The organism is Megasphaera paucivorans, from assembly GCF_900103535.1.
In the GTDB taxonomy this organism is placed as follows: Bacteria; Bacillota; Negativicutes; order Veillonellales; family Megasphaeraceae; genus Megasphaera_A; species Megasphaera_A paucivorans.
Map to the genome: position 1 here is coordinate 83,205 of NZ_FNHQ01000004.1, position 24,536 is coordinate 107,740.

21 protein-coding genes are annotated in these 24,536 nt (G+C 42.6%); 3 read left to right on the forward strand and 18 right to left on the reverse strand.

Annotated elements, in window-relative coordinates; genetic code table 11:
• Positions 1 to 66: 66 nt before the first annotated feature.
• The gene (locus BLR11_RS02980; protein ID WP_091648054.1) at positions 67 to 1,401 is read right to left on the reverse strand and encodes an MATE family efflux transporter; all 1,335 of its coding nucleotides are present in this window, start codon (positions 1,399 to 1,401) and stop codon (positions 67 to 69) included.
• 299 nt (positions 1,402 to 1,700) lie between these two features.
• On the opposite strand from BLR11_RS02980, the gene BLR11_RS02985 reads away from it, so the two are divergent.
• A complete protein-coding gene (locus BLR11_RS02985) occupies positions 1,701 to 2,210 on the forward strand; it encodes a transposase (RefSeq protein WP_091648055.1) in 510 nt (169 codons plus the stop codon).
• Between the two features lie 19 nt (positions 2,211 to 2,229).
• Here BLR11_RS02985 and recO read toward each other — a convergent pair whose 3' ends face one another.
• Genes recO through BLR11_RS03025 form a run of 8 tightly spaced genes read right to left on the reverse strand, consistent with a single transcriptional unit; the run spans position 2,230 to position 9,821 of the window.
• Complete coding sequence (gene recO / locus BLR11_RS02990; RefSeq protein ID WP_091648057.1) at positions 2,230 to 2,985, reverse strand: DNA repair protein RecO; 756 nt, start codon at positions 2,983 to 2,985, stop codon at positions 2,230 to 2,232.
• Complete coding sequence (locus BLR11_RS02995; RefSeq protein WP_245675062.1) at positions 2,975 to 4,291, reverse strand: hemolysin family protein; 1,317 nt, start codon at positions 4,289 to 4,291, stop codon at positions 2,975 to 2,977. The genes recO and BLR11_RS02995 overlap by 11 nt, the downstream gene beginning before the upstream one ends.
• A gap of 34 nt (positions 4,292 to 4,325) precedes the next feature.
• Positions 4,326 to 5,225, reverse strand: coding sequence for a GTPase Era (era, locus tag BLR11_RS03000; RefSeq protein WP_091648061.1), 900 nt, complete (start codon positions 5,223 to 5,225; stop codon positions 4,326 to 4,328).
• A 44-nt stretch (positions 5,226 to 5,269) separates the two neighbouring features.
• Complete coding sequence (locus tag BLR11_RS03005; RefSeq protein WP_091648063.1) at positions 5,270 to 5,659, reverse strand: cytidine deaminase; 390 nt, start codon at positions 5,657 to 5,659, stop codon at positions 5,270 to 5,272.
• Complete coding sequence (gene ybeY / locus BLR11_RS03010; RefSeq protein WP_091648064.1) at positions 5,656 to 6,129, reverse strand: rRNA maturation RNase YbeY; 474 nt, start codon at positions 6,127 to 6,129, stop codon at positions 5,656 to 5,658. The genes BLR11_RS03005 and ybeY overlap by 4 nt, the downstream gene beginning before the upstream one ends.
• Before the next feature lie 11 nt (positions 6,130 to 6,140).
• Positions 6,141 to 7,097, reverse strand: a complete 957-nt coding sequence (locus BLR11_RS03015; RefSeq protein ID WP_091648120.1) for a PhoH family protein — start codon at positions 7,095 to 7,097, stop codon at positions 6,141 to 6,143.
• Between the two features lie 25 nt (positions 7,098 to 7,122).
• Entirely contained in the window at positions 7,123 to 8,070 is a 948-nt protein-coding gene (mnmL, locus tag BLR11_RS03020) for a tRNA modification radical SAM protein MnmL/YtqA (RefSeq protein ID WP_091648066.1), read from the reverse strand.
• Positions 8,070 to 9,821, reverse strand: coding sequence for a B12-binding domain-containing radical SAM protein (locus BLR11_RS03025; protein ID WP_091648067.1), 1,752 nt, complete (start codon positions 9,819 to 9,821; stop codon positions 8,070 to 8,072). The genes mnmL and BLR11_RS03025 overlap by 1 nt, the downstream gene beginning before the upstream one ends.
• Positions 9,822 to 10,020: 199 nt before the next feature.
• Between BLR11_RS03025 and nadE the strand changes: the two genes are divergently transcribed.
• Positions 10,021 to 11,925, forward strand: coding sequence for an NAD(+) synthase (nadE, locus tag BLR11_RS03030; RefSeq protein ID WP_091648069.1), 1,905 nt, complete (start codon positions 10,021 to 10,023; stop codon positions 11,923 to 11,925).
• A gap of 84 nt (positions 11,926 to 12,009) precedes the next feature.
• Here nadE and BLR11_RS03035 read toward each other — a convergent pair whose 3' ends face one another.
• From BLR11_RS03035 to BLR11_RS03060, 6 genes are all read right to left on the reverse strand, one after another.
• Positions 12,010 to 15,189 (reverse strand): efflux RND transporter permease subunit, encoded by a 3,180-nt coding sequence (locus BLR11_RS03035; protein WP_091648070.1) that lies wholly within the window; start codon positions 15,187 to 15,189, stop codon positions 12,010 to 12,012.
• A 24-nt stretch (positions 15,190 to 15,213) separates the two neighbouring features.
• A complete protein-coding gene (locus BLR11_RS03040; protein ID WP_245675063.1) occupies positions 15,214 to 16,371 on the reverse strand; it encodes an efflux RND transporter periplasmic adaptor subunit in 1,158 nt (385 codons plus the stop codon).
• Positions 16,355 to 16,951, reverse strand: coding sequence for a TetR/AcrR family transcriptional regulator (locus BLR11_RS03045; protein ID WP_091648072.1), 597 nt, complete (start codon positions 16,949 to 16,951; stop codon positions 16,355 to 16,357). Before BLR11_RS03045 ends, BLR11_RS03040 begins: the two co-directional genes overlap by 17 nt.
• 179 nt (positions 16,952 to 17,130) lie before the next feature.
• Complete coding sequence (gene thiW, locus BLR11_RS03050) at positions 17,131 to 17,631, reverse strand: energy coupling factor transporter S component ThiW (protein ID WP_091648073.1); 501 nt, start codon at positions 17,629 to 17,631, stop codon at positions 17,131 to 17,133.
• Positions 17,618 to 18,439 carry a hydroxyethylthiazole kinase gene (gene thiM, locus BLR11_RS03055; protein WP_091648075.1) on the reverse strand — a complete coding sequence of 274 codons (822 nt, stop codon included), beginning with the start codon at positions 18,437 to 18,439 and terminating at the stop codon, positions 17,618 to 17,620. The genes thiW and thiM overlap by 14 nt, the downstream gene beginning before the upstream one ends.
• Before the next feature lie 13 nt (positions 18,440 to 18,452).
• Entirely contained in the window at positions 18,453 to 18,920 is a 468-nt protein-coding gene (locus tag BLR11_RS03060; protein ID WP_091648077.1) for a NanQ anomerase/TabA/YiaL family protein, read from the reverse strand.
• A gap of 123 nt (positions 18,921 to 19,043) precedes the next feature.
• Between BLR11_RS03060 and BLR11_RS03065 the strand changes: the two genes are divergently transcribed.
• Positions 19,044 to 19,538, forward strand: a complete 495-nt coding sequence (locus BLR11_RS03065) for a flavin reductase family protein (protein WP_091648078.1) — start codon at positions 19,044 to 19,046, stop codon at positions 19,536 to 19,538.
• 78 nt (positions 19,539 to 19,616) lie between these two features.
• Here the strand turns inward: BLR11_RS03065 and BLR11_RS03070 are convergent, their stop codons facing one another.
• The 3 genes from BLR11_RS03070 to smc are packed head-to-tail and all read right to left on the reverse strand — an operon-like array spanning position 19,617 to position 24,440.
• A complete protein-coding gene (locus BLR11_RS03070; RefSeq protein WP_143006393.1) occupies positions 19,617 to 19,943 on the reverse strand; it encodes a hypothetical protein in 327 nt (108 codons plus the stop codon).
• Positions 19,933 to 20,883, reverse strand: coding sequence for a signal recognition particle-docking protein FtsY (gene ftsY / locus BLR11_RS03075; protein WP_091648081.1), 951 nt, complete (start codon positions 20,881 to 20,883; stop codon positions 19,933 to 19,935). The genes BLR11_RS03070 and ftsY overlap by 11 nt, the downstream gene beginning before the upstream one ends.
• 2 nt (positions 20,884 to 20,885) lie before the next feature.
• Positions 20,886 to 24,440, reverse strand: a complete 3,555-nt coding sequence (gene smc, locus BLR11_RS03080) for a chromosome segregation protein SMC (protein ID WP_091648083.1) — start codon at positions 24,438 to 24,440, stop codon at positions 20,886 to 20,888.
• Positions 24,441 to 24,536: the final 96 nt, after the last annotated feature.

Genomic DNA, 24,536 nt, shown 5'->3' on the forward strand with positions numbered 1-24,536 from the left:
TAATACAATGAATCCCCGCCGGATCATTCTCCGGCGGGGATTCATTGTATACCTAGGAACGAGCCTTCAATTTTTCTTCATCATGGTATTTCGTACATAAAAGTAACATCCACTGGTAAACAGACATGCCGTGATCCAGCAGATAGGACTGGCACAGCAAATACCGAAGTATCCCCACATAGAAGCCAATACCAGGGCGCTGACCCCGCGGACGACGAGTTCCAGCAAACTGCTGACCAGCGGAACAATAGAAATTCCCATGCCCTGCAATGCGTTTCGATATACAAAAATCTGACCTAAAAAGAAGTAACAAGGAACAGACATTTTAATATATAAGGAGGCCTGCTGCATAAGCAATTCATCATATTCTGCAGTAAACAAGCTGATAAGTTCATTGGCAAAGAAAAACATCGACACGGCTGCTGCGCCGCAAAAGAGCAAAGATACCAGTGAGCATTGCTTCACCCCTTCTCGAATTCTATCATACCGCTGTGCTCCGTAATTTTGCGCTGTAAATACAGCCATGGCGATACCAAAAGAAATCATCGGCTGCAATGCCAGCTGTTCCAATCGCGTAGCAGAGATAAAGCCCGCAATTGTTTCCGGTCCAAACGTATTGCACACAGATTGAATAACGATAAGGCCTAAGGAAATAATCATAAATTGTACGGCCATAGGCAATCCCATTCGCAAGTGTTTCCACGCAAAATCCCAATCCAATTGCCAATCTCTCCGCTGCATGCGCAAAATAGGAAAGCGTTTCCGCATATATAGAAAACATAACACAGCGGCGATTCCCTGAGCCGTCACAAGCGCAATAGCCGATCCCGGTACTCCCCAACCGAATTGCAATATAAAAACAATTGCCAATATAACATTAAGTACGGACGAAAGCATTAAAAAATAAAGCGGCGTTTTGCTATCTCCCAAAGCTCGGGCAATACATGCCAGTAAATTATACGCTACCATGGCAATCAGTCCATACGCAATGATAATAACATAACTATACGAGTCCTGATACAACTCTGATGATACATTCATCCAGCCGAGAAACACCGGCATAAAAAGGGCCGATACGGCCATTAATAAAACGGTAGCTGCCAGAGACAACATCACAGACATAGCAACGGAGCGACGCACTCCGTCGGCATCATTTGCACCAAAACATTGCCCTGTAATAACTGTAAATCCGGATGTCAAACCAATAGTCAGGCCCAACACAGCCATGAACAAGGGCGCCGCGGCCCCCACTGCAGCCAGTGCATGGACTCCGATAATACGTCCCACAATAATAACATCGGCGATGTTATAAAATTGCTGAAAAATATTACCAATCAAAAGAGGAACCATAAAGGCCAGTATCAGCCGGATAGGGTTCCCCTGTGTCATGCTATGAACCATGTATATTCTCTCCTTACGACACGTATTCGCAAACAGCAGTCTGTCATTGAAATATATAAATACTCTTAATATTCTGCAAATAAATCTCACTTTCTTAATCTGCAGTGAGATTATTATAACACACTATTATAAAAAAACAACCATATATTCCAGCGAAAGCAGGCGACCTCTAAAAAACTTTTTAATCTGTTTCTAACAAATATATTTATACATAGATATTTTTTTACTTATTTTTAATCTATAAAAAACATTTTATAATTTTATTTTCATTTTGTTTGTTTATAGTAATATAGGAGGTGATGAGACTGAAGATAGTACTCGAAGACGAAACATGTACAGCAGACCCATTTACAACACCGCATCATCAATTTATCACCATTAAAACGCTGCACCACCACTGTTTATTAGGCCACATCAAAACAGAAAAAGGGACTGCAACCTGGATTCCCACCACTTGGGGCCATGCAGCAGCACGCGGCATGGAATCGCTGAAAAATCAAGCTCTTGCTATCGGTATCGACTCCTATGTTATTATGCCCAATCATATTCACATGATTCTCAAACACCACTCCCGGCACCGCAAAAATCATATCAGTAAATTTGTGGTTTCCTGCAAGACACATTTAACGTATCACTTGAATGTATCCCGCAGCAGTATCCGCCAATATTGGCATCCGTCTTATGAAGCTCTTATTATCCGCAATGCTGCAACCTACAACGTGCTTTCCCTTTCTATACAAGAGCATAGAAAGAACTGGAAGTATGATATGTTGTATACCCCTTGCTGTAAAAACAATAGCAGGTCGTAGACTCAAAATCTATGACCTGCTATTGTTTTTCAATCGTATATAAAAAATCGACTGCATGCAGCGGCTGTTCCGTACATTGCTGAACATAACTGTAAAGTAATTCTTCAAGAAAGGCAATTGCTTTTTTACTGATCTGCAGCGGCTGTTCTGTATTCCAATCATAAGCCAAAATAGTCTTCCACAGCTGCTGTACCGAGGAAGACAGCGTGACAGCCGGCAATGCCGGTTCCGATTCCTCCGACAAATAATATACCGGCCTTCCTGTGTCGGTAATGCCGTTTTGATATATATGGACCCCCTCGATATCAGGACAGAATCCTGCCAATGCAACAAGCTGCCAGCCGGTTATGATCGTAAGAATTCGTTCATTTTTTTTCCCTATAAGGTTGCTATACCGGCAAAGAAGTTCATATACATTTCGATCCGCTTCTTTCTCAGGCAAAAGATGCAGTACCATTTCAATGCAAATTTGTGCGTATGTATAGGATTCTACTGTCAAAAAAGAAATCAATGTATTAACTACGCATTCGTATTCGCCGAGGGTCCGTGTTCCCCCGCGTTCCCACACATCAAACGTAATGATGCTCAAAGGAGAAAGACTGCCGCTCCCTTGATTGCGATGTTTTCTGGATGTATTCAAAAAAACGCGAAGCCATCCTTGCTGCAAGGTAAATACGGTCATTACCTGATAAGACGAATGGTTTTTCTTTATGGTCAAAATCACTCCGTCAAGCCGCTGCGATTGTGAGGAATGGTATCCCGTATTATGTCTCATCACTTTCACCGTTTTCGTTTTTCAGTTCTGTCTTAGGAACCGCTTTGACCCGACTGATTCGGAATCCCTGTATTTCAAGAACAATAAAACGGTAATTCCCGATTTCCACTTCTTCTCGCACAGAAGCCGTATGCCCTAACAGGTTAAATATATATCCACCGATCGTATCCGTATCTACATCTTCTTCTACCGGTATATGAAGAAGTTCTTCTACATCTTCCAGTAAAACGGTACCATCAAATTCATATTCACCATCGGCCAGCGGTTGTATGTCTTCCTTTTCTGCATGATGTTCATTTTGAATATTGCCTACCAATTCTTCCATAATATCTTCCAATCCAATAAGACCGACCGTACTTCCATATTCATCAACAACAATAGCCAAATAAGTTCGCTGCGCCCTCATCAGCTGCAGCAGCTTAGATGCGTGCATCACTTCCGGAATCATGAGGATCGGACGAGTAATAAGGCGTAGATTGCTGCGGTGATTTAGATAGAGATCCATAAAATCTTTAATATGGACTAACCCTAAGATATGATCTTTATCTTCACTGCATAGCGGATATCGTGTATGCCGTGATTTTCGAATCGTCTGCATATCTATGGCTGTTGAATCACCTACGTAAAGACAGACTATTTCTTGACGCGGAACCATGATTTCCTTTGCCAGCCTGTCCGCAAAATCAAATACATTTCCGATCAATTCACTTTCTACCTGATCGATTTTCCCTTCTCGATGACTGGCCGTAACCAGCATGCGGATTTCATCTTCTGAATGCGCCATATCAATTTCATTAGTCACACTGAGTCCCAATACACCCATAATTTTCCGCCCAAACCAATTGCCAAACTGAATGACCGGAAATAATAAACGGCTCCAAAAATAAATAAAACGCCCGACTGTCATGAGACTGCTTTCCGCTCGTTCTAATCCCAAAGACTTGGGTACCAGCTCACAAAGTACCCATTGCAGTATAATTGCCAATACAAGAAACAAACATAGATACACAAGCCACACAAGCCACCAGGAAGTAATGATACTCACCAATAAGGGATATATGTGAAAGAACAGCAACGTAATAACAACGCCTGCCGCCAAACTAGAAATAGCCATTCCCAATTGAGCCATGCCTAAAAAGACTGTCGGTCTGTCATACAATGTCAATAAAAATTTTGCCTTTTCCTTGCCGTCTCGTACGAGTTCTTCGATATACTCACGACGTAATTGTACAAAAGCAAATTTTCCGGCTACGAAAATCGCATTACATATGAGACACAGAATTAGTAATACTATATATTGCGGCACTGCCTGTAATGTTGCTTCGATAAGTCATCTTCTCCTATCCTTCATTTTTATAACCAAATTCGCTGAGTGCGGATGCCTGGTTTCGCCAATCTCGTTTCACCTTGACCCATATATCAAGAAACACAGATGAACCCAAAATATTTTCTATTTCCTGGCGGGCCAGCTGCCCCACTTTTTTTAAAACGGTACCATTTTTACCAATGACAATATACTTTTGCGACTCTCTTTCAACATATACGGTCATGCGGATATACACTTTATTATTGCCTCGTGTTTTCATTTCATCCACATACACGGCAATGGCATGAGGAATTTCCTCCTGCATGCAGCGAAATAGCTTTTCTCGGACGATTTCTGCAACCAACAGTCGTTCCGGCTGATCCGTGATCATATCTTCCGGAAAATATTTAGGCCCTTCGGGCAGTACTTTTTGCAGTTCTTCGAGAATGACCTCTACATTTTCTCCCGTCCGAGCAGATGCCGGAATAATTTGGCTAAACGGATACAGCGACGAATATTCTGTGATTTTCTGCAAAACATCTTCTCTTTTCATCCTGTCCGTCTTATTAATAATTAAAAAAACAGGTGCTTTTATATTTTCCAGCTTATTTATGATAAATTGATCTCCCGGCCCCTTCTTTTCGTTTCCAGAAATCAGAAAAAGCACAGCATCAATATCCTTCATAGAAGAAAAAGCAGCTTCATCCATAAATTGTCCCAATTTATGCTTGGGTTTATGAATGCCCGGCGTATCCAGAAATATAATTTGACAGGCATCATCAGAATGAATGCATAAGATGCGATTTCGCGTGGTCTGTGCCTTATCCGATACGATAGTTACTTTCTGTTTAATTATAGTATTAATCAACGTCGATTTTCCTACATTAGGACGACCCACAACCGCCACAAATCCAGATTTAAAATTTTGTTCCATATATAGCTCCTTGTTTTCTATTGTTTTCCTATTAAAAAATACCCTCATAAACCAAAAGCATGCGGGAGCAATGCCCGGAGTGATACTATTTTATATGTATCATTGGATTTTGTCAAAATAATTTCAGGAATATGAAATTCTTCCATAACTTGTCGGCAAGCGCCGCACGGTGTAATCCAATCCGGACCCGTTCCCACAAGTGCCAAGGCTCGAAATACGCGGCAGCCTCCGGCTACGGCATTATATATCGCATTGCGTTCTGCACACATAGTAAGTCCGTAAGATGCATTTTCTACATTGCAGCCCGTATATATACGAGTATCCTCGGTTAATACCGCCGCCCCAACAGAAAAATGTGAATAAGGAGCATAGGCATTCTGCTGAGCTTCTCTCGCTTTTTTGATGAGTATCGCCACTGCTGCATCCTCGATCATAACGCTTCTCCTGCACGGACATAGCCCAACCGCTGCAAAATAAATTCTTCCTCTTTGCGCATTTCCAGCTTGTCTTCCGGCGTCATGTGATCATACCCTAATATATGCAGCATACCATGTATCGTCAGATAGGCTAATTCTCGTTCAAAAGAATGACCATATTCATCCGCCTGTTCCTGCACTTTTTCCAGTGAAATAACAATATCTCCCAGTAAATTGGCATCCGGTCCATCATAATCGGAGGATTCCCCTTCATTCAGTGCAAATGATAACACATCCGTAGGTCGGTCTATTTGACGATATTGTTTATTAAGACTGTGTATATATTCATTGTGACACAAAAGAACGCTTATTTCCGTATGGGAACCTAATCCATATACAATCGCTGCTTCTGTACATACTTGTTCAATCACTGCTTCATATGCTGTGCTTTTAACTATTTCCTGCTCATAATTAATGGTAATGTTCATCCTATCACTCCTCACTCGTTCTTATAAAATCGATCATATGCCCGGATAATCCGTCCGACCATATCATGGCGCACAACATCTTCATCTGTAAAGGGAACAATACCGACACCCTGCACATCAGCCAGTACTTTTTGCGCTTCTGTGAGTCCTGAGGTTTTACGATCAGCCAAATCGATCTGTGTAATATCGCCATTGACAACAACGCGTGAGTGATTCCCCATACGTGTCAAAAACATCTTCATTTGTTCCCGCGTCGTATTTTGGGCCTCATCCAGAATAATAAAAGATTCTTCCAGTGTTCGTCCGCGCATATATGCTAACGGAGCCACTTCAATAATATTTCTGGCAATGAGTTTTTGAAATTGATCATAGCCAAACATGTCTGCCAAGGCATCATATAATGGTCGTAAATACGGATCTATTTTTTCCTGCAGATCGCCCGGAAGAAATCCCAGCTTTTCTCCGGCTTCCACAGCCGGACGCGTTAAGACGATACGTTCGACTTCACGATTACGCAGACAAAACGCCGCAAGTGCAACCGCCAAATACGTTTTTCCCGTACCGGCAGGACCAATGCCAAAGGTAAGGAGATTTTTACGAATCGAATCGACATACTTTTTTTGCCCCAGTGTTTTCGGTTTAATAAGCCGCCCTCTGGCAGAGATATTCACCGTATCCGAGTAAATCGCACGCAGCAGTTCTTCCTTGCCTTGCTGTATCATAAGAGACGAGTATCGCACATGCTGCGTTGTAATATATGTATTTTCTCGATTCAGGTATCGTAATATATCAAAGATTTTAGTCACATATGCTAAATCCGACTCCTCTCCGACTAAAATTATTTCATCACCGCGAGCTGCAATCCGGCATTTCGGAAATTCATGCTGGAGTACCTTTAAAAACTCATCTTTCATTCCGAAAATTGCTTTTGCCTCTCTCCTATCGGCCAGCTGAATTCTTTTTTCCATAGACAATGAGCATTCCTCTTTTCTGCTATCTTAAAAATTTACGTACCGCTTTACCTTGTAAATAGTCACATGTTTTACCTTGCCAGCTATCCCTTTGTTCCAGTTCTGCATCAATCATATCTCGTATTTTCCACCAGCCCATTCCCCAATTTGAAAATTCTGTCGCTTCCTGCGGCGCACGCCCGATAAGCCGTTGAAAAACGATATCGTGACGTACATATTCAATGAAAGTGACAACACGATCCACATATTCTTCTACGGGTGCCAAGGTGATTTTTCCCTGTTCATACCAATCTGCCATTACCGTATTTTTAATAATGTACAGTGCATGCAGTTTGACCTCGTGTGTTGGCAGTGCAGAAATAATTTTTGCTGTCTCTACGACATCCTCCATTGTATCCCAAGGTAAATTCAATATGAGATGTGTGCAATTTCTAAAAGGATAGGGCTGCAGCATAAGAACAGCATCAATATATTCTGCCAATGTATGTCCCCGATTAATTTTTCCCAGCGTTTTATAATTGGCTGTTTGCAATCCTAACTCAACAAGAATATCTACACCATATGTTTCCTTGATATCTGCCATTATATCCAAATATTCCGGATGCAGACAATCCGGCCGGGTAGCAACAGCAATACCTACAATTTCCGGACGGCAGGCTTCTACAAGATAGTTGCGAAATACATCTGGTGGTAAATAGGTATTCGTAAAGTTTTGAAAATAGGAAATATATTTATACGCCTTATATTTAGGCGCAATATGAGCAATATTAGCATCAATTTGCTGTCCGATCGTTACAGACGCCGGCAGATTTTCATATCCGGCCCCGATAGTACCGCAAAATACACATCCCCGTGTCCCCAGTGTTCCGTCACGGTTAGGACATGTGTCGGGAATACTGATGGGCAGTTTATATACCTTCTCTCCATAGGTGTCTTTTAAATATTTTGAATAGGTATTATATCGTTCCATTACTGTATTTCCCCCTGTGGAATCAACTGCCAGCATACTTCGTTCCTGCGCTTTTCAGCAAGAATATATGCGGCTCCCTCCGTCATTTTTGTATATCGCTTTAATTCATTTTTCGTTTCATTAGAAACCGGCCAAAGGTAATACCGCATTTTTATATCCCGCCAGTTCGTAAAGGTATACGCATGTATATATTTTCTCATTGTTTCCTCACTGCGAAATAAGGAATCCGTCACACTGCGTTCTGCTTCCTGCCAATTCAAAAAATCCGGTTTTATGCGAAACTGGAAAAACACCAGCATATCCAAGCTCACTAGTTCGCGCAGAACCGTGAGATGCGCTTGACAAGATACCTGCTTACATAAAAAATGCCAAAAGAAACAACATAAATTATAATCAGAAATAGGGGCCGTATCATTTTTTTCTTCTATCCAACAGTCCGTTATACGTTCGTACAGGAGCATATACTCATCATGACAGAAGTGTTCTAAATAGGCAAGGGTATAGCGGAATTTTCCCGAATTATATATACGTTCAAACACATCTTCAAATACTTTAAGATACTGTATTTTTTCATAAGAAAGCCACTCCGTGGCCAATACTTCATACGGACCGCATGGATCATATCGATACTGCTGCGGATAATCGCGCCGGATCCCGGATCCCTTTAGGAGTTTCAGAAACCCGATTTGCAGTTTATGGGGATGCAACGCATAAATGTCATTAAATGAATTTCGTAAATGATCATAATCTTCATAGGGAAGTCCGACAATCAAATCAAGATGCAAATGGATCGTTTCTTTTTTCAAGAGCATCTCCATGATATGTTTTATGCGCGGCCAGTCATTATACCGGTGAATTGCCTTCAATGTCGTTTCATAGGTTGATTGAATTCCCATTTCCAGCTGGATCCGGCCCTTGGGAGCTTGTAATAAACGCGTCAAATCTTCCTCCGTAAGAAGTCCGGGTTCTATTTCCAGATGAAAGTTTACCGGCTCTTGCACCGATATCATATATTGCAAAAGCGGCAGATAATGACGGGGATTACAATTAAATGTACGATCGACAAATTTCACCTGCCGTACTCCTGCTGCTACAAAACACTGTAATTCCCCAATAACCTTAGATGCAGAACGAAAACGTACGGTGTCACTCATCCCGGATAGGCAATACTGGCAGTGAAAAGGACAGCCGCGTGAGCTTTCGTAATATATAATTTTATGATCAAGCGCTGATAAATCTTCTCCGACATACGGAAATGGCAGTGCATCCAAATCCGGTGTTACTTCGCAAAAGGATTCATCTCCTGCAATACGGCCGCAGCGGCGTCCTAAAACACCGGGTAGAGAAAGACCGTCCCTTCCTTCTTCCCATTCCCGGATAAGACGCGGAAGAACAACTTCTCCTTCTCCCTGCAGCACATAATCAATATCCGTGCAGGTTTCCAGTACCTCTCGTGCAGTATAAGATACCTCGGGACCTCCCGCTAATATGCGGATGGCAGGGTCTATCTGTTTGATAAGACGGATAAGATGATACGTCATTTCAATATTCCATATATAGCAGGAAAAGCCAATGCATTGTGCATGGAAACTATACATATGCCGTAATATATCATATACATTTTGATTAATCGTATATTCAGCTGTTACGACGCTCGGAATCCCGGCCGCATCACAACTGGTTTTCAAACAGCGTAATGCCAGCGAGGAATGGATAAATTTCGCGTTCAGCGTAACCAGCAATGTTTTCATAGTTATAAAACAACCTCCCTATAGTAACTTCTTATCGTTTATATTATACTACATTTGCAATCCACTGACACTAGTAACGACAGGAGATTGCTTCCATATCGCCATAATTCGTTATCCCGGCAATTAATCAGTGCAATAACAACTATTTTGTGTTAGTATTAAGGCATGAATCTACCATGCCATAGGGGGTACTATATACATGTTGAACATAGCACTTGCACAAATGAATATTCATGCCGGTGATCCGCGTTACAATGTTACGGTGATGAAAAAAAACATTGCACAAGCTAAAGAAATCGGTTGTGATATGATTATTTTTCCTGAGCTGGCAATTCCCGGATATTTGATCGGCGACGTTTGGGATCAGCAAGATTACATTGATGAATGTGTTGCTTTTGGTGAAGAGCTTCGACAGCTTTCTGCCGATATTACCATTGTATTTGGCAATGTCGCCTGTGAATCAGGCCGTGTGAATCTCGATGGACATCTGAGAAAATACAATGCCATGTTTGTTGCCAGAAATAAAGAGTTTTTGTCACCGCATGCCTCACCCTATCCGTTTTATATTAAAACATTGCTGCCGAATTACCGTGAATTCAGCGATTCCAGATACTTCACATCCCTTCTTGAAGTCGCTCAGGAACGGCATATTTTTGTAGAAGACCTGTTTTCACCTATCCGTGTTGATTTTGGAAACAATCGACATCTTACCATTGGACCGCTTATCTGTGAAGACAGCTGGGATGAAAATTACCCTTTTAAACCCATGTCGTTCTTAGGCAAACAATATTCTCCCGATATGTTTATCAATATTTCCAATTCACCTTTTACCTTAGGAAAAACACAGCGCCGTCACCGCCTTTTCGGACAATCCATAAAAAAAGTGCATGCGCCTACGCTCTATGTCAATTGCACAGGAATACAGAATAACGGCAAGAATATATATACGTTTGATGGTTCCAGCTGTACCTATACAAAAGAAGGGAATCCCCATTTTGAATGCCAGCCTTTTGAGGAAGAATTGGCTTTTGTACAATATGATGAAATATCCCGTACATTCACCTCACCCAAAAAAACAAACCTTCCTAAAAAAGAAACGGAGGAAATATACACCAGTCTGCGTTACGGCATTACCTCCTTTCTTTCTTCAATCGGTGTAAATAAAGTCGTTATCGGTGTATCAGGCGGTATCGATTCTGCTGTGAATGCCGCATTGTATGCTGCCATTTTACCGCCATCACAAATTATGCTTGTAAATATGCCTAGCTGTTACAATTCTTCTATTACCAAGGACTTAGCAAAAACACTGGCTGATAATATTGGCTGCTTATATACGGTCATTCCGGTTCAAGATAGTCTGGAACTTACGCGTAAACAAATTCAAACGGCCGAAGTATATAGCGGTGAAAAAAAGGTTTCTCATCTTGAACTTACTAGTTTTATCGAAGAAAATATCCAGGCCCGTGATCGTTCCAGCCGAATTTTAGCTGCTGTAGCGGCTTCCTTTGGCGGCGTATTTACCTGCAATGCCAACAAAGCAGAAACCGCGGTGGGATATGCCACATTATATGGCGATCATGCAGGTTATTTATCCGCTACTGCGGATTTATGGAAACATCAAATGTATGCTCTTGCAGTATATTTAAATCAAAACGTATTTCATCGGGACGTTATTCCAAAAGGCAGCATCGATATCGTCCCTAGTGCAGAATTATCGGCTAGTCAAGATATTGCAAAGGGTCAAGGGGACCCGATTATCTATCCCTATCATGATTATTTATTTGCGTCTTTCGTAGAAAACTGGCATCGTGTTACCCCACAGTCCATCCTGCAATGGTATATAGACGGAACGCTGGAAGAACATATCGGCTGCAGCATTTCCGTTCATACGCTCTTTCCCACAGCTAAAGAATTTATTGATGACTTGGAACGCTGGTGGAAACTGGTTTCCGGTTTTGCGGTTGCTAAGCGCATACAAAGTCCGCCAATCTTATCGATCAGCCGCCGTTCCTTTGGGTATGACCTGCGGGAAGCACAACTGAAGCCATATTATACAACTAAATATGTATCTTTAAAAGAACAGCTGCTGAAAACAAAAGTGTAATATGATTATTGTTGTTTACATAACTGTTCATAATTAAAAGTGCTCTCCATGTAAGGTGGAGAGCACTTTTTTATTATGATATACTTACGAATTTTCCAAACTTCCTATCTTACTTTTCTGTTTACCTGTCGGGCGTTTTACACCGCGTCCAAAGTTTTCCATAATAATAAACAGCATGGGAATAATAAATACACCCAGTACGGTTGCCACAGAGGTACCAAAGACAACGGTTATCCCCATCGTTACACGCGAAGCGGCACCTGCTCCGGTCGCTGTCGCCAGCGGAATAGACCCGACAACAAAGGCCAACGATGTCATAATGATAGGACGAAGACGGATCTTAGCCGCTTCAATAGCCGCCGATACGGGATCCATGCCACGCTCATCCACACGAACTTTTGCATATTCAATAATCAATATCGCATTTTTTGCCGCCAGTCCAATTACCGCTAAAATACCGATTTGGAAATAGATATTGTTTTGCTGATGCAATAAATATATGAAGGAGGTCGCCCCGAATAAGCCTGTCGGAACACTGAGCAATACAGCGAACGGCACTTTCCAGCTTTCGTATAATGCTGCCAGCACAAGAAAGACAAACAGCAAGGCCAGCCCAAATACATAATAGGTTTTATTTCCGGCTTCAATTTCTTCACGGCTCATGCCTGCCCATTCGTAATAATACCCGTCTGTCAGGGTTTCCTTAGAAACTTCTTCTAACGCTTTCAGCGCATCTCCTGAACTATATCCACTCGCCGGCGATCCCGTGATCTTAATAGAAGGATAGTCGTTAAAACGTGTAATAATAGATGCAGCCCCAATAGGCCTTGGTTGAATAAAATCATTGACTGGAATTAATTCTCCACTGGAATTTTTTACATACAGGAACTTATTATCGTTTATATTTTTACGATATGCCGGGTTTGCTTGAATAATTGTTTTGAAGTTTTTGCCAAAAATAGTAAAATCATTGACCTGATAACTACCATAATAGATTTGCAGCACATTATATAAGTCACTCAGAGATACTCCGGCTTTTTGGACTTTTTCACGGTCTATATCCAGATTATACCCGGGTGTATCGTTGGTAAAGGTTGTATAGATGGAGCCGATTTCAGGTCGTTTGCGGGCAGCTCCCATAAATTTCTGCGCCATATCATACAATTCAGCCGTCGTATGACCGCCGCGATTTTCCAGCTGGTACGTAAATCCGCTGGATACGCCCATCCCATCGATCGGCGGTGGGTTAAAGGCCATAACAGTAGCCTGCGGAACGGCTTTCATGCCATATCCCATGATATTTTTAACTAGCGTATCAACAGATAAATCCGCCGTTTTTCGTTCATCCCAATCCTTCATTTTTATCATAACGGCACCGCCGTTTGGTTTTTGGGCTCCTGCCAGCATACTATAGCCGGTAACCCCCATAACCCCTTGTATATTAGGAAGCTTTGCAACCCAGTTTGCTACTTCGCTTACGGTCTTTTGGGTTTTCTGCTGAGACGTCCCTTCCGGCAAGGTGATATCGGCAATAGCAAAACCGTTATCTTCACTCGGTACAAAGCCTGTAGGAATAACATTAAACAGCCCCGCTGTAATCGTACTGATGAGTACCAGAAAAACAACGCACCACTTGATGTGTATATGCAGATAAGCTAATTTTTTTCCATACCAATTGATTAATCGATCAAAACCATCGTTAAAGCGATTAAAGAGTTTATAAATTCCCTTCTCTCTTTCTTCCGGCCGATATACTTTCAACATCATACCGCATAAAGCAGGAGTCAGTGTCAACGCTACAAACGCTGAAATCATGACGGATACGGCTATGGTCAGAGCAAACTGCCGATACAAAATTCCCGACATGCCGCCCAAAAAGCTGACCGGCACAAAAACTGCCGACAATACACAGGCTACGCCGATAACCGGATTCTGTACATTGCGCATTGCCTCCTCTGTCGCTTCGATTGGACTTCGGGCATTGTACTTTATTTCATACTCTACTGCTTCAATAACAACGATAGCGTCATCGACGAGTAAGCCGATGGCTAATACCATGGCAAATAAGGTCAAGGTATTGATAGAAAAACCTAACACCTGAAATGCTGCGAATGTACCCAGCAACGATACAGGAACTGCAATCAGCGGAATAAAAGTAGACCGCCAGCTTTGCAAGAACACAAAGACGATAAAAGCAACCAGCAGCAGTGCTTCAATAAACGTATGAATAACTTCTGTGATAGAAGCTTTAACAAATTCTGTACTATCGTAAACCACACGGTATTCTAAATCCGGCGGAAACGATTCCTGTGCTTTTTTTAATACCTTTGAAATACCGTTTACCGTTTGTACAGCATTGGCATCGGAGGTCAGACTGACCCGAAATCCGGCAGTGGAAATCTGTTTGCCGCCTTCATTATATAACCCTGATATATTATAATTTTTAGCACCCAATTCCACCGTGGCAACATCGCCTAAATGAATCATGCTGCCATCGGAATTAGTCCGGATAATAATTTTCTTAAATTCGTCAGCAGTCTTTAAACGGCCATCCGTACGCAGTGTATACTGATACTGCTGATTATTTCCGATGGGATTGGTACCAATCGTTCCTACGGCAGCCTGCACATTCTGCGTCGTAAGAGCAGAAGAAACATCCGTCGGCGTAATTTTAAGAACTGCCATTTTAGTTGGATCCAACCAGATGCGCATAGCATAGTCTGACCCAAATTCTGTCACATCGCCAACGCCGGGGACAGATTTGATTGCATCCATAAAATACTGTGTTGCATAGTTTTTCATAAAAACTTGATCATATGTATTATTCGGCGATACCAGCGAAAAAACCATGGCCATCGTACTGGACGACTTGCTGACGGTAACGCCTAAATTCTGTACGTCCGTCGGCAGCGATGCCGTAACCTGGTTTACTTTATTCTGCGTATTGACTGTATCCATATCACCGTCAGAACCATTTGTAAACTGTATTGTCGCGCTATATGTACCATTATCGGTACTGCTGCTTTCTACATTGACAAGATGTTCAACGCCTATGAGCTGCTGTTCGATGACAGACGCTACCGTGGTTCCGATAACATCTGCATTAGCTCCGGAATACGTTGCAGATATGTATACTTGCGGCGGTGTTACTTTCGGATATTTTGCTACCGGCAATGTCACCATTGCCAACAAACCGATGATGCTAATCATCAACGCAATGACGATTGCAAAGATAGGTCTGTGAATAAAAAATTTCGAAATCACTCGTATTTCCCCCTATCTTTAATACTAGCTCTGTGATGCCTTGGCATCACCATTTTCAATATCGGCTTTGGTCAGCAAATGTTGTTCCAGCTGCCCCGCAGTATTTGCCTTTTGATATCCATCGACGATAATAGTATCGTCATCCTTCAGCCCGGAATTAATAATCCAGAACTTACCGACCTGCTGTCCCGGCTGTACTTCTTTATTCTGCATTTCACCATTTTCGTCCAAAACCGCTACAAAATATTTTCCTAATGTTTGCTGTACCGCGCGCTGCGGAACAAGAATCGCCTTCTGCTGTACTTGTGTGTCGGAAATAACCGTCGCATATAACCCAGGAATCAGCATATTGTACGGATTGGCAAATACGGCTTTTACCGTAATCGCGCCGCTGTTATTCTGCATCCCATGGTTGATTTGAACGACGTGCCCTTCTTCCGAATATATGCTGCCGTCGCTGAGGCGAAGTTTTAAATGATTGCCCCAGCTTCCCGGATCATCTGCACTCTTTTTTACCATCTGCAGATATTCGGCTTCGCTGATGGAAAATTCCACGTACACAGGATCCTGTGTGGAAATCGTAACCAGAGCCGTAGAACCTGCAGTCGCAAAGGTTCCTACAGGAACATCATCTACATTTAATTTCCCGGAAAACGGCGCGTATACAATCGTATCGTCCACGTTGTCCTGCGCGGCCTGTACCTGAGCAGCATTTGCTTCGAGAACAGCATTTTCCTGATTCGTGGCGGCTTCCTGATCCGTTACGGTCTGCTGCGAAATAGCATCTTGATCTGCCAGCGTCTGGTAACGGCGCAGATTCATCTGCTGGTTCGCAAGGTTAGCAGCTGCCTGCGCCTGCGTTGCCTTCGCCTGCGACAATGCCGCATCATACTGGCGGCTGTCTAAGCGAAATAAAGGCTGTCCTGCAGAAACGGTATCGCCGCCTTTAATATATTTTTCCAATACTCTTCCGGATATTTTTGCTTGCACGGGCACCTTATCTGTAGCGATGACCATCCCGCTGTATTCTGCCGTAACCGGTGTATCTTCGGCCGTGAGCTTATATGTATTCACACTGATGGCCATCTTCTGTTGTCCCTTATTAGCACCGCAGCCGGCAAGTAAAGCCGCAATGGTAATAACAGCCAATCCGGTTTTTAACAATCTACTTGTATTCATCATTCGTTGATCTTCCTCCGTTCTTTTTTATGCCATACAATACAATACGGATGCAAGCCCCCATATATTCTGGAAATGTATAACTTTGATCCAATGTATCAAATTGATCAAAAATTTCCACTGCCGTACCGTGCAGCATGTGCATGAGAAGCTGCTTGTCAAAATGCTCAAATTCATTGCTTTCCTGTGCTTCTGCGACAAATTGCTCCAATTGTTTCCAATCTCGCCGTGACCGTTCCTGCACAAGGTCATATAAACCGGGCATTTTTTTAAAAAGCCGCGTGGTTTCTTTCATGGAAAAAACCTTAGTTACACGAGAACGAATAGAAAAATACGTGACCAGTTTTTCTTCAGGACTTAGATTTTTATCAGCCAGCAACAGCGCATGCTGCTCATATAAATCATCCATAATAGAAAAAAGAGCTTCACGCACTACGACCTGCTTGGATGAGAAATTTTCATACAATGTTCGCTTACTGATACGCAAACACCGAGCCAAATCATCCATATGAAAATCGGGTCCGTGCTTATCTAATTTATTCAACGTTTCTGCAAGTATTTTTTTCTTAATATCTTGTGTCATATCGTACCTCTGCTAAGGCAATAAAAACTTTTTTTATCATTCCAGTACCACTTTGTATAGTGTAATATATAGACCTATATATGTCAATAATATTTCAAATGCTTTACAGGTTTATTACAACTTTTATTGTAATTTTTTTCTATCTCTTGAACAAAATAGAATGGAACTTATTTTTTTCTCTATTTTATTATGCGATGCATAACCTGCTGAACGGGCAGAAATTTATAAATTAAAGCTCCCAACGCAGCACCCAGCATCGTATTCGGTAAAAAAGCCAATACAAAAAAGAAAAAGGCTGCGGCCTGAGAATCAAGAATAAATGCAGCTATTGGATACGAAATGAGTCCTCCGAGAATGCCTGTGCCAAATACTTCTCCCACAACAGCTCCCCATACGGAGCCCGTTTTTTTATAGAGAATGCCGGATAATACGGCACCGATCATACTGCCCGGATAGGCGAGAATGGTCCCCATTCCCATGGCAATACGAATAGAGGATATGCAAAAAGCTCCGGTCAAAGAATATCTCCACCCCAGCATAATCGCTAAAAGTACATTAATCATATGTTGTACAGGAAACGCTTTGGCAGCCCCCAGAGGAATAGAAAAAGGTGCCAATAATACACCAATAGCGATGAAAATTGCTGTAAGTGTTAATTTCCGCAAATCATTTTGTTCCATTTTCTATCAAAACCTTTCCATATAAATGAAAGCTGTCTGCCTTGAACTGATATATTGAATTAAACAGCAATTGATGAAAAGAACCCGGGCCGGCATTTCCCCCATCCGCCAGTGCTTGTTCCCCCGCAATTGCCATAACGGAGGTACCTGCTGCTGCTGCCGTAAATGGGTCTGTAACTGCTGCAAAAGAAGCAATAAGAGATGTCGTCATGCAGCCTGTCCCTGTAACATAGGTCAGCATAGGGCACCCGTTCCCAAGCACCACACTATGTGTTCCATCAGATACGGCATCGGCTGCACCGGTAATAACTACCGTAGTTCCCAGGAGCTGTGCAATCCTCGTAATCAAAGAGATATCAACAGTTGTTTTTTCATGATTGTCGACGCCTGGATTTACACCGCTTTTTTTATAAGCTAAACAAATTATTTCACTTAAATTACCGCGTATAATCGTAACGGGTATATTCTGTATTACGCGCAATACCGATTCTGTGCGATATGCAGTACCTCCGGCCCCTACGGGATCCAAAATAATCGGTATACCTGCTTTCTCTGCTGCTTTTCCAGCCAGCAGCATCGCGTCTACGGTCCAATGCTGCAAAGTCCCCATATTAAGCAGTAATGCGTCGGCTGCTGCCGCCATTTCTTCTACTTCTTCTACCGCATTCGTCATGGTCGGAGAAGCTCCCACAGCCAACGTAGCATTCGCACAATCGGTCATCGTCACAAAATTAGTTATATGATGGATCAACGGCCGCTTTGACCGCAATTTCTGCAGCGCCGAACCTGCATCCTCCCATAATTTCATGTTACTATCGCTCCTAACTAATGCGTATTTTCAAAATAACTTTGCGTATCGGTTTTGAAATACCATCAGGTGCACATAACGCCCGATGACCGTCACCAGGCATAAAAACAGCAAAAGTCGCCCCCGGTATCATAAGAATTTTTATATCTTCAGATAATTTAGGTGCATACTTGTATCCATCGGATTCAGGATACCGTTCGACGCATTCGCCGACATTGCACAACGGCTGATATCCAATATATTCATTACCGGAAATAACCATTTGTATGTCCACGTATTTTTCATGTGCCTCCATGAGTTGTTCTGCTGCTGCCATGGTCTTCCCTTCATCAACATTCATAAAATTTCCATTGCCCAAATCATGACGTCCCGGCAAAAAAGCTTGGATGTCGGCTTCTGCCAATTTAGATATCCATGGTACTAAAAAATCTGGCATATATTTTTTTTCTGATTCCCATTGGTTTATATTTCCTACATACATATGAAAAAGCTCCTCTCCTGCGTTCTTTAAAATATTTTCTTTACGATAGTGTTTCCCCTTTATTTGATTTGCTTGACAAATATGCTATAATTCGAGTAACAAATGACAGGGGGTATATAATCAATGATACAAGCTAGTGAATATGGTAAAATTTTTAATGATCGTTTGAATAAAGGTGCTTTTTTAAACACAAGCAATGGTCAAAAAGCTAATACTATGACGGTTTCCTGGGGAAGCCTGGGCATTATGTGGGGAGCTCCCACCGTGACTATTATGGTACGGCAAACTCGATATTCCAAAGAAAATCTTAATGCCGTCAAGGCCTTCACATTATCCGTCCCTATGGATGACTCCTACAAAGACGCCTTGGCCTTATGCGGCAGCAAATCCGGACGGGATACCGATAAATTTGCAGCTGCCGGGATTACCCTGCAAGCTCCAAAAACCGGTATTGTTCCTGTCATCGGCGGTGGTCCTTTCTTGCAACTCGAATGTTCTGTAGTATATGAACGAAAAATGGATCTTGCCTGTCTGAACCCTGATGAAAGAGAAAAGTGGTACGGCGATACAGAACACACATTTTATATCGGCAAAATCAACGCAGTATATACCGTATAGCCAATGCTGCCTTCCTCTTTGCTGTCCGTCATGTCCATACGACACCCCGTAGTCAATTCTTTTGACTGCGGGGTGTTTTTAATCTTTCGTTCTCCCCATGACCGAATTGAAATCCGGTCCATCAAAAACAAGCCAAGCCATACATAGTATATCTTCCGGGATTCCCCTGCATTCCGCCTCTTCTCGGGCTCGACGCCGTATTTCCGGGGGAATACGTTCCATTCCTTTGGGAATATCCTTCCAATATTGTACAAGCATCCTGGCAAATGCTCTCTGTTCCTGTTCCCCCACAAAACCAACAATATTACTTATGGCTTGCTCTTCTGCCGCCGAACAATCCGCCTCTTGATTTGCATTAAGTTGATGCACCATTTCCAGAATTTCTGCTGTATTTTCAGTCATCATTTTCCTCTTTTTCACGTTCTGTGATATTTCTGTCAAACAATGCATCGGCAAATTCGGCCGCATCAAACGGCCGCAGGTCATCGACGCCTTCACCGACGCCAATCCAGCGAACAGGCACTCCTAGTTCACGTTTTACCGATAAAATAACGCCGCCTTTCGCTGTTCCGTCAAGTTTTGTCAAAACCACACCGGTAAGCGGCACTACTTCTCCAAATAATTTAGCTTGGCTAACAGCATTCTGACCTGTTGTCGCATCTAAAACAAGCAATGTTTCCTGCGGTGCTCCTTCAATATTCTTACTAGCAACTCTGGCCATTTTACGCAATTCTTCCATCAAATTTGATTTTGTCTGCAACCGTCCTGCGGTATCAACAAGAAGTATATCTATGCCATGCGCCTTGGCAGAGGCAGTGGCATCAAAAACAACAGCCGCTGCATCAGCCCCTTCGCGATGCTTAATAATGGGAACCTCTGTCCGCTGAGCCCAAATTGTAAGCTGTTCAGCAGCCGCCGCGCGAAAAGTATCCCCGGCTGCAATCATTACCTTTTTCCCATGCTGCTTATAATATTTGGCCAATTTTCCTATTGTCGTAGTTTTTCCTACCCCATTGACGCCGACAATAAAAATAACTTCAACAGCATCACTGTGACTGTCTATCGATTCCGCATTTTCATTCAGCAAATCGGCAATACATTTTTGAAGGTATGGCACTACATCGTTCGTATCCCTGATGCTTTTATTTTTCACCCCGGTGCGAAGCATATCCATGAGATAATCCGTTGTTTCTACTCCAATATCACTGGTTAATAAAACCGCCTCCAAGTCATCATACATATCATCATCAATGTTGGCATACCCGAGTACCACTGTTTCAATATTTTTAATAAAAGAACCTTTTGTTTTTTCCAGACCTTTTCTAAGTTTTGAAAAAAATCCCATAATTATACCCCTTCCTTTAAAAGCTCATCTACTTTTACGGTCAACAGGCGAGAAACACCTTTTTCTTCCATGGTAACACCTTGCAAGGTGTTGGCCGCTTCCATCGTCCTGCGGCGATGCGTGATAACAATAAACTGTGTGCAGCCGCTGTAATTTTTAATATAACGTGCCAGTCTTTCTACATTTGCCTCATCAAGTGCTGCATCCACTTCATCAACAAGGCAAAAAGGTGCTGGATGATAGGCTAAAAAAGCAAAAAGCAGGGCAATAACCGTGAGCGCTCTTTCGCCGCCGGATAATAATGTTAATTGCTGTTGTTTTTTTCCCGGCGGTTGTATCACTATGTCAACGCCGGCATTCAAAATAGTATGCGCATCCGTGAGCAGAAGTTCGGCACTGCCGCCGCCAAAAAGACGTGTAAAAATACGCTGAAAATGTTCCCCGATTTCCTTAAAAGCTTGACCAAATTGTTTAGCCATTGCGGTATCTATTTCCGAAACTACAGTCTGCAGCTTTTGTTTAGCTTCTAATAAATCATCACATTGTTTGGTAAAAAACTGCGTTTTCTCTACCGCCCTGCGATATTCTTCATCTGCATTAGGATTAATCTGTCCTAGCTTTGCTATCTGTTCTTTGAGAAACGCGACTTTATCCATCAATTCTTTAAGAGAGCCTTCTCTTCGCCGTTCCATTGCCTCCTGACGACTGAGCCCTTGCAGTGCCAGTCGTTCTTCACCATGCCGTATTTCTCCATGATATTTTTCTAATTGGATTTCTGCCGTATTAACCCGCTGATTCCAGTTTTCCACTTCATTGCGCAGTTCTTTCATCGTTTCGTCCAATTTTTGACTTTGTTTGAAATTTTCTGCTTTCAATTGATAAAATGCTTCCTTATCTGCATTTCGTTTTTTAGTTTCTTCTTCTTTATGAAAAATATTTTCTGTTACCTGTTCAAGCATATCTGCCAGTTCCTGCCTGCGTATATTCAGCATATCACGTCGTGACTTCAAGCGCTTAATATCTGCCTGCAATTGTGTCTTCCATTCTTTATTCTGTTCTAACTGTTCTTGTATATGCTTCACTTGTTCTTGCAAAGTAGCTAATGCCACTTGCCGTTCTGTCATAGCCGCCCGGCAGGTTTCCATTTCCTGACGCGCAGTGCTGCAGGCTGACTCCATCTTTTCTGTATTTTGCCGAGGTTTGCCAGTCCATTGTTCTTGTTCCATCATTTTTTGAGTCAGTGTATCTTGCAGGATACGGCCGGCATCCTGCAGCATCGAAAGTTTTTTTTCTGCCTGTTCTAATGCAGACACCGCCTGTTCAGCTTCTTTCTTTGCAGAGCCTGCCTGCCAGGAAAGTTTTTGCCAATCCAACGTTGCCTGCTGATGACGTACTTCAGCATTTTCTGATTGCTGTGCAATACCATCCCGTACATTCAAAAGTTCACTTTGTGTTTGTTGCAGCAGGGCTAATTTCTTTTTATTTGTTTCCTCCTGCTGGCGTAATTCCTCCAAAAGACCGCGCCTGCTGATAAGCGATCCTTCCCGATTGCGCATACTGCCGCCGGTTAAAGACCCACCCACATTAAATTGAGTTCCATCTAAACATACAATACGCAGGCGATGACCATATTTATGTGCTGTAACAGTACCATTATCTATGGTGTCAGCAATAAGAGTACGCCCAAGCAGCGACGTAAATACAGGAGTATAGGCCGTATCAAATTTCAGCAAATCATTCGCAAAACCAATAATTCCGGGTTCTTTAACAGCCTGTTCTTCTTCCCTTGTGCGTCCCTTTGCTCGTATAGTATCAAGCGGTAAAAAGGTTGTCCTGCCGGCATGCCGTTCTTTTAAATATGCAATAGCCGATTTTGCCGACTTTTCACTGTCTGCTACAATATAGCGGGCCGCAGCTCCTAGTGCCACATCTAACGCCGCCGCATATACAGGTGGTATCGTGCATAATTCTCCAACGATACCGCAAATATCCTTGCGCCAGCTTTGTTGCGCGTTCAATACCTCTTTGACCGTACGCCCGGCTCCTTCGTGTTCTTGTTCCATTCCTTCCAAAACACGAATTCGCTGTTCCAAGCTGGCCGTCTGATTATGTACTGTACGGTATTTTTGCTCCGCTGCCTCCTGTGCCTTGCAAGCTTCCTCCCGTTTTGCCTGCAATTCCTTCGTTTTTTCAGTCAGCTCCTCTACTGCTTTTTTTGCAATAAGACATTTTTCTTCTAACACCTTGCGACATTCCTGCTTGGTTAGATTCTGTATCTGCTGATCAGTTGTTGCTTTTTTTAATTCCGTGCACTGTATTTGATTCTCAGAAATACGGCGCTGCAGTTCTTCTATATCCCGTTTTACAACAAACAATTTTTGCTGCCGCTGCGAATTTTGTACAGAAATATCCTGTAAAGCTTGCTCTGCTGCCTGGGCCTTTTCTTCAGCTTGCCGGAACATTTCTTCTGTTAATGCAAATCCATTGCGGGCAGCATTCAGCTCGGTTTGTCTGGAAGAAAGCTGCGCCTCTAATTCTTGGCGCTGATAATCCATTTGTGTGCTTTTTTCCTGTATTTGTGCATCTTCAAGAATAAATTGCTTTTCTTCTTCTTCCAGCTCGTTTTTCCTCAAAAGCCCTGCTTCTTTACGGTTTTTCATGCTGTCCAGTTCATTATAAGCCAAGGAAGCCGCTTCATCGAGCTGGCGAAGTGTCGCACCTTCCTGCTCCATAACTATCATGAGATTCTCATGTTCTTTTTCTATCTTAGCTAACGCTGCCGCCGTATCTTGCCGTTGTGTAATCGCCGCAGCACGGCTGTTTTCAGCTTTTGTCAACAAGCGTTCCGCGTTGCGCAATTCCTGCAGTGTTAATGTGCCTTCATAAGAAATTCGTTCACTATCCAGTTTGCGAAAGCTTTTCAGGTGATTCGCTTCTTCTTCCATCGGTCCGATTTGTTCCTCCAATACCGACATCATATCACGGATTCGCTCTAAATTATGATTTGTTTCATCTATTTTCCGCAGTCCTTCCTGTTTTCGTGCTTTAAATCGGCTGATACCTGCAACTTCTTCAAATATAATACGCCGTTCTTCCGGTTTACTATTAAGAATCCGATCCACTCGATTTTGCCCGATGACCGCCATCGAGTCCTGCCCGATCCCTGTATCTGCAAAAAGCATATGTATGTCCTTGAGCCGACAAGGTCTTTTATTGATGTAAAATTCACTTTCGCCGGAACGAAAATAACGTCGTGTAACAACGACTTCCGTAAATTCCAGATCAAGAGAATGATCTGTATTATCAAAATAAAGAGACACTTCGGCAGCTCCCTGAGGTCGGCGTTTTTCTGTGCCTGCAAAAATAATATCTTCTGATTTCTGCCCTCTCAACTGACGAACATTCTGTTCTCCCATGACCCATCGGACGGCATCGGATATATTGCTTTTGCCGCTTCCATTAGGACCGACAATAGCCGTAATACCTTTATCAAATGCAAGCGTTGTCTTATCAGCGAAGGATTTGAATCCCCGCAGCTCCATTTTCAGTAATTGCACCAGCGTATACCTCTTTCTTAAAACATTTCATTCCATTATACCACATCATCGAGTATACAAAAAAGGGACTAGATACTAGTCCCTTTACACATATCG